Source organism: Vibrio sp. R10-SG-ISO4 (genome assembly GCF_059834135.1).
On record NZ_JCBDHJ010000022.1, the window covers coordinates 120,241 to 131,800 of the forward strand.

The 11,560-nt window shown below is 46.3% G+C and carries 12 protein-coding genes; 3 read left to right on the forward strand and 9 right to left on the reverse strand.

The genetic code is table 11. The features are described 5' to 3' along the window. Positions 1 to 249 precede the first annotated feature (249 nt). Positions 250 to 1,326, forward strand: coding sequence for a CNNM domain-containing protein (locus AC6R03_RS16470; protein ID WP_500630575.1), 1,077 nt, complete (start codon positions 250 to 252; stop codon positions 1,324 to 1,326). Between the two features lie 33 nt (positions 1,327 to 1,359). Here the strand turns inward: AC6R03_RS16470 and AC6R03_RS16475 are convergent, their stop codons facing one another. The 3 genes from AC6R03_RS16475 to AC6R03_RS16485 form a co-directional block, all read right to left on the reverse strand. Next, positions 1,360 to 2,289, reverse strand: a complete 930-nt coding sequence (locus AC6R03_RS16475; protein ID WP_500630576.1) for a hypothetical protein — start codon at positions 2,287 to 2,289, stop codon at positions 1,360 to 1,362. Positions 2,290 to 2,457: 168 nt separating this feature from the next. Beyond that, on the reverse strand, positions 2,458 to 3,045 hold the full coding sequence (locus AC6R03_RS16480) for a YjaG family protein (RefSeq protein WP_500627464.1): 588 nt from the start codon (positions 3,043 to 3,045) through the stop codon (positions 2,458 to 2,460). A gap of 238 nt (positions 3,046 to 3,283) precedes the next feature. Beyond that, positions 3,284 to 3,418: a hypothetical protein gene (locus tag AC6R03_RS16485; protein ID WP_487902802.1), complete on the reverse strand. Its 135-nt coding sequence runs from the start codon at positions 3,416 to 3,418 to the stop codon at positions 3,284 to 3,286. A gap of 122 nt (positions 3,419 to 3,540) precedes the next feature. Between AC6R03_RS16485 and AC6R03_RS16490 the strand changes: the two genes are divergently transcribed. Together AC6R03_RS16490 and AC6R03_RS16495 are read left to right on the forward strand one after the other, a co-directional pair. Further along, positions 3,541 to 4,467, forward strand: a complete 927-nt coding sequence (locus AC6R03_RS16490; protein ID WP_500630577.1) for a D-2-hydroxyacid dehydrogenase — start codon at positions 3,541 to 3,543, stop codon at positions 4,465 to 4,467. Continuing rightward, positions 4,467 to 5,051: a uracil-DNA glycosylase family protein gene (locus AC6R03_RS16495; RefSeq protein ID WP_500630578.1), complete on the forward strand. Its 585-nt coding sequence runs from the start codon at positions 4,467 to 4,469 to the stop codon at positions 5,049 to 5,051. Before AC6R03_RS16490 ends, AC6R03_RS16495 begins: the two co-directional genes overlap by 1 nt. 69 nt (positions 5,052 to 5,120) lie before the next feature. On the opposite strand, the gene AC6R03_RS16500 is transcribed toward AC6R03_RS16495, so the two are convergent. From AC6R03_RS16500 to AC6R03_RS16525, 6 genes are all read right to left on the reverse strand, one after another. After that, the gene (locus tag AC6R03_RS16500) at positions 5,121 to 5,960 is read right to left on the reverse strand and encodes a hypothetical protein (protein ID WP_500630579.1); all 840 of its coding nucleotides are present in this window, start codon (positions 5,958 to 5,960) and stop codon (positions 5,121 to 5,123) included. A 14-nt stretch (positions 5,961 to 5,974) separates the two neighbouring features. Beyond that, a complete protein-coding gene (locus AC6R03_RS16505) occupies positions 5,975 to 7,564 on the reverse strand; it encodes a hypothetical protein (protein WP_500630580.1) in 1,590 nt (529 codons plus the stop codon). Between the two features lie 2 nt (positions 7,565 to 7,566). Next, a complete protein-coding gene (locus tag AC6R03_RS16510; RefSeq protein WP_500630581.1) occupies positions 7,567 to 9,102 on the reverse strand; it encodes an OmpA family protein in 1,536 nt (511 codons plus the stop codon). Further along, positions 9,089 to 9,445, reverse strand: a complete 357-nt coding sequence (locus tag AC6R03_RS16515) for a hypothetical protein (RefSeq protein WP_500630582.1) — start codon at positions 9,443 to 9,445, stop codon at positions 9,089 to 9,091. Before AC6R03_RS16515 ends, AC6R03_RS16510 begins: the two co-directional genes overlap by 14 nt. A 416-nt stretch (positions 9,446 to 9,861) precedes the next feature. Next, positions 9,862 to 10,218, reverse strand: coding sequence for a DUF4870 family protein (locus AC6R03_RS16520; protein ID WP_500630583.1), 357 nt, complete (start codon positions 10,216 to 10,218; stop codon positions 9,862 to 9,864). 170 nt (positions 10,219 to 10,388) lie between these two features. Beyond that, complete coding sequence (locus tag AC6R03_RS16525) at positions 10,389 to 11,555, reverse strand: nucleotide sugar dehydrogenase (RefSeq protein WP_500630584.1); 1,167 nt, start codon at positions 11,553 to 11,555, stop codon at positions 10,389 to 10,391. Between the last annotated feature and the right edge of the window lie 5 nt (positions 11,556 to 11,560).

Consider the following 11,560-nt stretch of genomic DNA (forward strand, 5'->3'; position numbering starts at 1 on the left):
ACATAAATGCCCCATCTGGCAAAGGTTTGTCGGCGATCTTTGACTTTCATGGCGTACTTTTAGCCATAATATGAGCTTCAACTCACAATTTGTTACTTTCACACTGTGATCGGATGCTTGTTTTTTCAGTGAATTAGCCGTATTTATAACCTCAGAATGGGCTTCGACGTCGGTTATCACTGGCGTCAATACCATGCTACGCTACCCGAATGCGTTCAATTTTCGGGTTGTTTTTGCTATAGGAACTCTATGTTGCTGCTCATTATTTACGTCTCTGTTGCGATTGGCGTATCGTTTATTTGCTCCGTGTTAGAAGCGGTGCTGCTAAGTATCAGCCCAAGTTACATTGCCCAGCTTCGCCAGCAAGGTCACCCTGCGGCAAGCAAACTGGCGATCTTAAAACAGGACATCGACCGCCCATTGGCATCGATTCTTACCCTCAATACCATCGCCCACACCATTGGCGCCGCCAGCGCAGGCGCTCAGGCGGCGGTGGTGTTTGGCAGTCAGTGGTTGGGCGTGTTCTCAGGCGTACTGACGCTTGGCATTTTGGTGCTGTCTGAGATTGTGCCAAAAACCCTAGGCGCGACCTACTGGCGTCAACTCGCGCCAGCTTCAGCCATTGCTTTGCGCTGGATGGTGTGGGCCCTAACGCCGTTCGTGTGGTTTTCTGAGCAAATCACCAAGCGCCTAGCCAGCGGTCATCAAGCGCCGAAAATGCGCGATGAGCTCTCCGCTATGGCGATCTTAGCCCGTGAAAGCGGTGAGTTTGCCGAGGGAGAGTCAAAGATCCTCACCAACTTGCTTGGCATTCAAGATGTGCCTGTCACCCAAGTGATGACGCCAAGACCGGTGGTGTTTCGTGTCAATGCTGAGATGACGATTGTAGAGTTTCTCAAAGCCTACCCAGACACGCCGTTTTCGCGCCCACTGATTTACAGCCAGTCAAAGGACAACATCCTAGGCTTTGTGCACCGATTGGAGCTGTATAAGCTCAAGCAGCAGGGCCACGGCGACAAACAGTTGGGTTCGGTGATGCGCCCGATTCATGTGCTGCTCAACACTCTGTCGCTGCCAAGAGCCTTTGAACAGATGATGGCAAAACGCTTACAACTGGCGATGGTGGTCGATGAGTACGGCACCATTCAGGGAATTTTGACCCTAGAGGACATCTTCGAGCACTTAGTCGGTGAGAACATCATCGATGAGGCCGACCACACCACCAACATGCAAGAGTTGGCGTTTGAGCGCTGGGAAGTGTGGAAACAAACCCACGGTGTGATTGAAAAGCGTGATGATAATGACAAAGATAACGCAGACAAATAGCAAAGGGGCGCCGATAGCGCCCCTTAAAATGGTCTATCGGACAGACCATCTTTCTACGGTTTTCTCTTTACCATCATTATATTCGAGCGTTACAAGCCAACTGTTTGTCCTTAAATCCAACAAACCAACTACATATCCATCAACGTAAAGATCTCCTGAGTTCGCATTATATTGTGCTCCCAAAGAGTTAAAGATGCCCCAACCATCCCCATAAGCCGAGAAGTAACTATAGTCATTATCAGTCTCAGCCCCAAACGCGTACTCCTTACCGTCAGGTCTTGTCACCGTTTTTCCAATAACTAACTCTGGGGTGAAAATATCGCTACCCTGCTGAGATAACGTTGATTTCAACTCAGACTCAGCCGTAGCGCTGTCTACAAAGTTACTTTTTTGTAGATTGTTATTTGTGTTGGTATTCGCCAAGACAAAGTCGTTAAAGAGCGACAGTGTGAGCACTGTTGTTGCATCGGTATCGGGCGTTGCAATCAAAGTCGTCAATGTATTGCGAAGATCAACGCCATTGTCATTGAAAAGCAAACCAGATACATCTAACCGCCCAGTAGCATCGGTTGAGTTAAAAGATTTAAGCAAAGTTGCGATCGTCACGGCATTGACAGATTGACTTGAACTGGATACATCAATAGTTAAGTCGTAGGGAGTCGTTAAACTTGTAGGAACAGAAACTGAACCGATCAACACCTTCTGATCTTCAAGTGTCGGTTGGTTATTCTCGTCACACACTCCCAAGTAAAATGATACTACCTCGTCCGCTAGCGCTTGATATTCACCACTTTCATTTGTACATCCAGTTTGAGTGGCTGACTCGAAGTATAAACCTTTTACTGGTTCATCAATAAATGAGTAAGTTCCTGCTGTAGCCGATGAGCCCGTATCTGATGAGCCATTGCAACCCACTAACATAGCGCCTAAAACGAAGGTTGCCACCACTGACATTTTTATCATTATGTTTTTCCTATACTTTATGAATAAAACAGGAAAAACTTATCACACATAAATATGAAACAAGTGTGTATAAAAGTCGTACTATCGATTATTTTTCTTTTGTTTGAAGCTCATCACCGTATGCCTTTGTATCTTCGCCCTTTTCGGGCGAAGTTTACGGCGACATGACTAAAGTTGTACACCAATATTACTTACACCTTCGTCCTTAAGCTCTAGGCGTAAGTCTTTAATCAAATCGATGTCGCGTTCGGTGGCCTCTTTCAGTGGTCTGAAGATCGCCCACTGCACATCCCACTCTGCGCATACGGCTTCGTTTTGCTTTTGGTTGTCGTTGGTAATGGCGACGCCGGTTTGCGCTTCTTCGAGGTTGGCAACCGTCATTACTGACAACTGGCTGACTTTCTGCATGTTGTCGTAGAGGTAGTCTCGGTCAAGCAAGCCGTGCAATAGCGTCGATAAGCCGACACACGCATCAATGGCCGGGAACACGCCGTAGAAATCAAAATCTTCCGAGCTTGGGATCAGCTCTTCGAGTTTTTCAAGCTGGCGCTCAAAGTTCACCTTGGCGGTTTTTACCGTCAGTTGCTCCCAAATACTATCAAGAATGTCACGGTAGATACGCGGCTGCGCAAACTCGGTACTTTCGCAAAATAGGGCATAGTTGGGGTACATACGTTCACACAGACACGCCATAAAGGTAATCTGTTTCCAAGGCTCTAACTTCTCTAGGCGAAGCTGAAGAGGATTTTGTAGCATAGTGGCTCACTGATTGCGAAAAGGAGAGAAACAAGCAAACCAAGGGTTTACTCAAAAAACCCCCAGAGTTTACTCGATATCGGTGAGTGAAAAAAGAACTGCCGATCTTAATGATGCATGATAGAGGTTCGCTGAGCTAGCGTTGGTATCTATCGTAGAGCATCGCGAAACAACCGATAGAAAACACCGAGGCGAGGATCATTAGCATCGCGAGAGTAAAGTACGTCATCTTAAGCTCCTACTGTTTTCTTTTCGCATTGTCACTGATACGCTTCTCTAAACACGCGATCAAACGTTCTGAATTAAAGGTAAGGAAAGCGACGGCGCTGCCTATCAGCAACATCACCAGCAGAAAAATCGTCGTCGTACTCATATGGCCTCCGAGCGCGAGATTGATTGAGTCACCATTGTCAGTGTAACGGGTATCATTGAACAAAACCAATGGATAGATAAGCCATTGTTCGCCCGCCAGACGATATCAATAAGGATGTTTCCATGACCTTTGCTTCCCACAATGTCTACCTGTTGACTGAGCACAACGAGCGCTATCAGGCGCTACTCAATGCGTTGAATTTACCGGATCTCACGTTCACGCAAGACAAAGCCGAAGCGACGATCTTGCTGGCCGCGCCGCCGATGGCCGCTAAAGCCATGGATCAATTTCCCAACCTAGAATGGATTCAATCTATCTATGCGGGTGTCGATGCACTGGTGCCGCACTTGCAAGACTTTGAAGGCGTGTTGACCAACGTGAAGGGCATATTTGGTCAGCAGATTTCGGAGTATGTGCTCGGTTATGTGATTGCCCACCAGCGTCATTTTTCCCACTATCAAAGCGAGCAGAAAAAAGCGCAGTGGACGCCCAAGCCCTACAGCTCTTTAAATGAACTCAATATGGTCATCCTCGGCACCGGCTCGATTGGTACTCACCTCGCCCAAAGTGCCAAGGCGCTGGGCATGCGCGTTTCTGGCGTGAATCGCAGCGGGATCCCTAGTAAACACTCGCCCTTTGATGCGCTCTACCATGTGCAAGAGCTAACGACTGCGCTGGCGGGCGCGAAGGTGGTGGTCAACACCCTGCCCAACACGCCGGACACTCAGCATATTCTCAACCATCAGACCTTAAGTCACTTAGACCAAGCCTTGCTGTTTAACGTTGGCCGAGGCGCGGCGTTAGATGAACATGCGTTGATTGAAGCCATTGAGCAAGGCTGCGTGCAGCATGCGTTTTTGGATGTGTTTGAGCAAGAGCCACTGCATGACGAGCATCCATTTTGGTCCCACCCTCATATCACCGTCACGCCACACATTGCTGCGCTGAGCTTTCCAGAGCAGGCGGCAGAGATATTTGCCGAAAACTACGCGAGATGGCGTGACGGGTTTCGTTTGCTGCATGTGGTGGAGCCAAAGCGAGGTTACTGATGCTGGATTCACTGCTGAGCGAGATTCGCGCCTGTCGCCACTGCGAGGCGCAACTGCCGCTGGGCGCCAATCCGGTGATCCAAGCCCATCAGGATGCCAAGCTAATGATTATCGGCCAAGCGCCAGGTACACGTGTTCATCACAGCTCCATTCCATGGAATGACCCTAGTGGCGACCGGCTGCGAGATTGGCTAGGCTTGGACAAGACTCAATTCTATGACGCCAAGAACATTGCGATTATGCCGATGGGGTTGTGTTATCCCGGCAAAGGCCACTCTGGAGATCTGCCCCCGCGCAAAGAGTGCGCGCCAATGTGGCATCAAAAGGTGCTTGAGGCGCTGCCCAATATCGGCATGACACTGCTAATTGGTCAATACGCGCAGCGCTACTACCTCTCAGACAAACCCTGCTCACTCACCGAAACAGTCAAACAATGGCAAACTTGGGCGCCCCACACGCTTCCCCTGCCTCACCCTTCACCACGAAATACTTTATGGCTAAAGCGCAACCCGTGGTTTGAGGCGGAGGTAGTGCCTTATATTCGCCAGTATGTGCATGAGCATCTGAATCATCAGAGTTTTTAACAAGTCAAATAAAAACTCCCTTCTGTATGAATCACATGAAGGGAGTCTCACCGAACACTTTGATATCGCCTAACGGATATCACTGAGTAGCATTGGCTTACCAAAAGCAATCAGGTTAGCGTTGCTTTGATTAAAGTAGTCTCGCCAAAACAGCTCTAAGTAATTCATCTTCTGAGCCGATATGTATTGCTGATTACCGGGCACAACCCCGGTACCAATAATATAAACATCGGCTTGATTGAAGTTTGCAAACATCTGAGCGTTGGATACTTTTACCAACTCTTGCTGCGGATCGATGACCCGCGTTTTATTGCTCTTATAAAATGACGTGATGTCAGAGTTCTCGAGCATGTCGCTGATGATAAGAACAACTTTTCTTTTCGAGGTCGAGTATGTCAGGACTTGTCTGCTGATGTCATTGAGCGTGCCAATCAACTCCGTATTAGTTGGCTTTTCTTGTGGTTGAAATGCCTCTTGTAATGCCACCCCAATTTGATTGAGCATAAACTTATGCTGTTGGTCCAGACATTTGTCTAAAGCCTTTAAAACTGATTTCTTAACATAACTACGATGCTCATCATCTATCTGAGTATCAAGCTGACCGTTAAATGCGACTTTGGTATAGCTGTCTTGGGCAAAAGATGAAAACTCGACGAGTTGAACTTTATCACCAGGTTGGATAAATCGGGTCACACTCTGATACAACTCGGCCTTGATACCTTGGTCAAGCGAATGAGCCATCGTTTTATCAACGAGGATAACCAGCTCTCTCTCCATGGGCTTCTGGTAATACTCGCTAGGTACGTCCGTTGTGCAACTAGGCACATCGTTTCTCAATGTTGCCGCTTGCGAAAGTTGAGAAAAGAGCGCAAACACGATGCAAGAAAGTGGCAAAAGAATCCTCTTCATATCTACTCCTTTCATTAAGACGACATCGCTTGTTGTTGTAATCGAGCCAATCGCTCTTCTGCCGTTTCAGGCTTGGGTTCGTTTTGAATTGCTTTCAATGCGGTGACAATTTGCTCATCCGTTAACCCATCCAAATCGTTATTTTTTACTTTGTTCATGATATCAACATCACTTAAAAAGGCCTCCGCTACCGAGGGTGTATCCAACTGATTAGGCTCAATCACAGTTTGATTATTTGTGCTCTGCGGCTTTACCGTCGGTGCTTCACTAGGCTTGTCGTTATGAAACACAGGCTGTTGAGCTTTAATCAACTCCGGCGACTCAGCATTTTTCAATACTCTCAGTTTGTAATAGTTGATAAAGTTACGACTAGATGGGTTGTTTGCTGCGTATATGACATGTTGCTCACCAGAATTTTGCTGTGCGTAAATCGCAATTTTGCTCTGCAAATGTGAGAGAACACTCTGAGCAACCCTTTCAACCCCCGCTTGACGAGAAGCGAAATACTCTAGGTAAGCATTAACGTTTGAAAATTTGTAAGTGGCGTTGTAGGCATCTTTCGACTCTTTACCAGAAAACGTACTCTTGAAACCAAGATAAATACTGTAAGCCTGCATCGCTGCAAAAATGACGGCCAACATAATGAATGTCATCCATCCACCTCGCTTGTGCGCGTCAATCGCATCTCGGAATGCCGCTTTTTCGGCTTCGTCATTGTAGTTCGTCAACTCAGCCGGTGCTGAGTCAGCAAATGGGTTAGCGACAGCAAACACACCACCCATTCCTTCTTGTTCATGACCACTGATTTCTTCAATAGCCAGTTTCTCGAGCACTTGACCACGCACATACGTTGCTCCCACGGCAACAATGGAAATAAACAGAACGGTAACGATACTCATCATCCAAGACTTAGTGAAACCAGCATTGGTTTTTGCCAAACGGTTTGCAATTTGTCGCCAACTAGGCTCTTGATCATCGATTGCGTTTGTCTTGGATTTTAATCCCACATTTAAGTTTGGCGAAATAACACCGGGTTTTTGAGGATCATGATTCCAATGTAGTCTCACTTTTCCAATTTGCTGATTACGATAAAGCTCCCCACCCATAGCATGAGTAAAACCAACAAGTAGGACACTAATCAACAGTGCAATCCCAACCGCCGCTTGTATTTGAATCGACTCACTGCCGTCTTGAATGGTAAAACCCGCCAATACATAGGCAAAGCCCGCCGCTTCAATCAATACCATCACTGATAAGCCCAACCATGTGTACCATTTCATCGGGGAGATACCTGTGTCACCGACCTTATTTAGATAACGGCTGGCTTGCTCATAATGGTATTCATCGGCATTGTATTTATCAAAATAAGGCAGAAAACTGTTGCATACCTCTCGCTCAGAGTTAAACCAACGTTGATCATCCAAGCCCAATCTTTTGGCCAAACGCGCGTTTTTACCAAACAATGGAAAACGGTAATAGAGTGCTTTTAGTTGCAAGTTAATTGCATCACGATTACTCAAATATAGCGCAATCAGAGCAACGGTCGTACCGATCGCCGTCACCAACATGCGATTCAATAGAAGCCAAGCTGTAAGTCCATTCATGATTATAATTTTCCTGGTTTGTAGTCTGCAATCATCAGGCCCTTAGGCCCTTGGTAGTAAATTTTTCCTGCAAAAGACGAAAAGTTTCCATTTGAATGCGTTTTATTCGCAGCAATATCAATGCATTTAATTGGGTAGTTTTCCTCTTGCACAAACGCTCGATAGATAACCCCCTTTGTTCCGTTGTAGATATTGACGTGGACATCTTTTTGGGTTTTGGCAGGCTTAACGTTTGAGTTACGACCGTAGCCTTGGTAAACGTATAATTGTGGTGTTTCCGTCACGACGAGCTTGTGTCGGTCTACCGCAACCGGAGCCAACGCCACTAGGTGGTCGTTCACTTTCGCGCCCCACGCCGTCTTGTTCATCCCTGGTAAATAATCCGTGGTTCGCAGGTTGTCATCTCCCAGCTGTTTGAGACCTGTGGTCACGCTAGGCTCATCGTAAACACACGAAGACTCCTCGAGAGTATTGGCCACTGCTTGACCAATTAAAGAAAAACGGTTGGACTCTTGAGCTCCTATGTACGCAAAAAGATTGTCATCCAAACCCTCGTATAATTGCCCGCCAAAGTCTACGAATGCCCGACTGCTTAAGCTACGACGGTTATCTTTATTAATAACCTCTTTGGCTGCCTCTGACGTTTGCTGTGAATGAGCCATACCTTTATTAACTTGTTGACTTACCGTCTGGCTGCGACTGGCAATATTATCTGTGGTACGCATCTTGGCGAAGCTAGGTTCTGTGGCTTTGTATTTCACATAGTTCGTTACGTACTCGGGTTTATTCTCCAAAGTAACGACTTCAATCCGGCGGTTTTCTGCACGCCCTTGAACAGAGTTGTTTGAAGCAATCGGCTGCGATTCACCGGCCCCATACACGTAGATGTTTTCTTTAGGAATACCATTTTTTATCAGTTGCTTGGCTACACTTGTAGCGCGCTCTAATGAGATCTTTGCATTGAGCTGGGCTGAGCCTGTACTATCGGTATGTCCAACAATCAGTATCGCACTACCACTCGGTTTTACCGTCTCCGCGTATTGACTAAAAAAGCGCTGATGCTTTTTACTGGAAATTGATGTTTGCCCTGACTTAAAGATGTCTCCCTTTACCGTTGCCGACAAACCAACGACTTCCGAAGAGCCTATAACCTGCTTTATGCGCTCAGTATTGCCTGACTTTTCAGCTTCAATAATGGCTTGTGACTGGACAGCAACCATCTGGCCTTCCTCTTCCGAGGAGCCCACTCGCTCAAATTCAACCTCAACGGCTTCTTTTTCTGCGGCTAGAGCCAATTTTTCTTCTCGCTGTGCCCAATAGTACCCAACGGAACAGCCAACCAACGCCCCGACGCCCGCACCTATCCATGCTCCTTTATCACCACCAATTGCATTGCCAGCTAAACCACCAACAATCATTCCGCCAGCACACCCAATTAATGTGGTCGAGCTGATGCCACCAAAATCACCGGTGTTCGAACAACTGGTAATAGATAAAGCGATACTAACGGACACTGCAACTTGTTTAAATCTCGGCATTTTTTACATCCATGCAACTGTACTGAATTGTGTTTTTACGATCGCCAACCCATCGAACGGCGTAATGTTCATTGAGCGGCTCAATTTCTAGAACTTGCTCAAGTTGATGTGGTTGATCCACCAGATGAAAACGCCACAAGTCTGATGTCTGTTCGATAGATACAACATCAAACTCATATCGAATAGAGTGAGGCATACCTAAACTTTGGAGAGCCAGATTAAAGGTCGTAATCAACTCAACATTCTCTGGGTTGATACGAAAATTGAAGGTCGTTTCCTCTTCACCGATAGACAGCACGCCAGTAAAACTTTGACACTGGGGGAGTGAGACGGGGGGAGACATGAGCAAATACACTACCCATGACATCGTCATGATAATTAGAACTAACGTTGCTTTCTTGAGGCCCATTTTGAGTCACATCAATAGTGAATACAGGTGCCTTGTTAAGGACAAGAAATCAACAAAACACCAACTAGACAACCGATCATCGTTATTTGTAAATACTTAATTAGTCGATGATTTTTATGTTATGTAATATCTTTTTACAAAGATTGGGAGACACAATCAAGAAATGGTCGACACAAACACGACCAATACATTCAAATATGTGATCAATAGCACTGAAAATGAATTTATTGACACCAGTTTATATAAAACAACAAGAGCACATGAAAAACCAAAAGACACCATAAAAACAAGAAAAGCGCCCTCATAAAATGAGCGCGCTTTAACTTACGATCAAGCAAACTACACCGCTATTATGCGAAAGACTTGCTGTCTATCGCCCTCGCAATACCTTTGATGTATTTATATAAAGAGTAAATGAGCGCTGCAAGCAACACGATATACCCCACCACAAATACTAGTGTGAGCACGCCCAGAATGCTGAGAATGACTGATACCCAAAATGTTTTTGTCGCGTTTGAAAAATGACTTTCAAATACGGTTCCTTTGGCATCAGCACGTTTGACGTACGCCCAAATCACACCAGCTATGGACAGCAATCCACCTGTAAACACACCCAATAACAGTAACCCATACGTAATTAGAACGTGTGTGCGTATACTCGACAAGTCTGCCGCTCCCTCTTCCATGGTCGCCGTTGTCTCGTTCATCAATCCTATCTCCTATGCAATTGATTGATATAAAAACAACATAATAAACTCTAGGAATAAATTTAAATAGTGCGCTTGTTCATTGTTTTTAAAGAAATTATCATGAAACAGTTCGATTTAAACACCTAGGCAGGAAACGCGCCTACTTACACTCTGCAAATTAAAATACTTCAATCTGAACCAAACAAATCTCGCGTGTATACCTTCTCTTCCACATCCATCAGCGCTTCACAGCGTCGGTTCGAGACGATCACGTCGGCGCGTGATTTAAATGCTCCAAGATCATGAATGACGGGCGAATTGAAAAAGTGCGGCTCAGTAATGACCGGCTCATACACAATCACCTCAATCCCTCTAGCCTTCAAACGTTTCATGATCCCCTGTATCGATGACGAGCGAAAGTTGTCCGAGCCAGACTTCATGATCAAACGATAAATCCCCACCACCTTGGGTTGACGCTTTAGGATCGCTTCTGCAATCACATCTTTACGAGTTTTGTTCGCCGCCACAATCGCAGCGATCAAGTTGTTCGGCACGTCGCGGTAGTTCGCGAGCAACTGTTTGGTGTCTTTCGGTAAACAGTAACCGCCATAACCAAAGGATGGATTATTGTAGTGATGGCCGATACGTGGATCGAGCCCGACACCTTCAATGATTTGCTTGGTATCTAAGCCATGACTCTCGGCGTAAGAGTCCAATTCATTAAAGTACGCAACGCGCATCGCTAGGTAGGTATTAGAGAACAGCTTGACCGCTTCGGCCTCTGTCGAATCGGTAAACAATACTGGGATATCGGTCTTGATCGCCCCGTCGGTCAGTAACGCAGCAAACTGCTTAGCCCGTTCACTCTGCTCTCCTACAATAATACGAGAGGGATACAGGTTGTCATACAACGCTTTGCCTTCACGAAGAAACTCAGGCGAAAATAATATCTGGTCACTTTGGAAACGCGCTTTGACTTGCTCAGTATAGCCCACGGGGACTGTGGATTTGATCACCATGACCGCCGATGCGTTTAACGCCTGCACCTGATGAATAACACTTTCAACAGAGCGCGTATCAAATGTATTGGTCACCGGATCATAGTCTGTCGGCGTGGCAATAATGACAAACTGGGCACCCTCTAGCGCTTCTTGCATGTCAGTGGTGGCTCGAAAATTGAGCGGTTTCTCGCGTAAAAACAGCTCGATTTCCGGATCTCGAATGGGGGATATACGGTCGTTGAGCTTATCGACTTTGCTTGCCACCACATCCACAGCCATCACTTGGTGATGCTGGGCTAAAAGCAGCGCGTTAGATAGCCCGACATACCCACACCCTATCACTGCAATCTTCATTGCGC

Excerpts from the sequence above, each read along its gene's own strand:
- AC6R03_RS16470 (WP_500630575.1), top strand. The coding sequence starts at position 250 with ATGTTGCTGCTCATTATTTACGTCTCTGTTGCGATTGGCGTATCGTTT.
- AC6R03_RS16475 (WP_500630576.1), bottom strand. The coding sequence starts at position 2,289 with ATGATAAAAATGTCAGTGGTGGCAACCTTCGTTTTAGGCGCTATGTTA.
- AC6R03_RS16480 (WP_500627464.1), bottom strand. The coding sequence starts at position 3,045 with ATGCTACAAAATCCTCTTCAGCTTCGCCTAGAGAAGTTAGAGCCTTGG.
- AC6R03_RS16485 (WP_487902802.1), bottom strand. The coding sequence starts at position 3,418 with ATGAGTACGACGACGATTTTTCTGCTGGTGATGTTGCTGATAGGCAGC.
- AC6R03_RS16490 (WP_500630577.1), top strand. The coding sequence starts at position 3,541 with ATGACCTTTGCTTCCCACAATGTCTACCTGTTGACTGAGCACAACGAG.
- AC6R03_RS16495 (WP_500630578.1), top strand. The coding sequence starts at position 4,467 with ATGCTGGATTCACTGCTGAGCGAGATTCGCGCCTGTCGCCACTGCGAG.
- AC6R03_RS16500 (WP_500630579.1), bottom strand. The coding sequence starts at position 5,960 with ATGAAGAGGATTCTTTTGCCACTTTCTTGCATCGTGTTTGCGCTCTTT.
- AC6R03_RS16505 (WP_500630580.1), bottom strand. The coding sequence starts at position 7,564 with ATGAATGGACTTACAGCTTGGCTTCTATTGAATCGCATGTTGGTGACG.
- AC6R03_RS16510 (WP_500630581.1), bottom strand. The coding sequence starts at position 9,102 with ATGCCGAGATTTAAACAAGTTGCAGTGTCCGTTAGTATCGCTTTATCT.
- AC6R03_RS16515 (WP_500630582.1), bottom strand. The coding sequence starts at position 9,445 with ATGTCTCCCCCCGTCTCACTCCCCCAGTGTCAAAGTTTTACTGGCGTG.
- AC6R03_RS16520 (WP_500630583.1), bottom strand. The coding sequence starts at position 10,218 with ATGAACGAGACAACGGCGACCATGGAAGAGGGAGCGGCAGACTTGTCG.
- AC6R03_RS16525 (WP_500630584.1), bottom strand. The coding sequence starts at position 11,555 with ATGAAGATTGCAGTGATAGGGTGTGGGTATGTCGGGCTATCTAACGCG.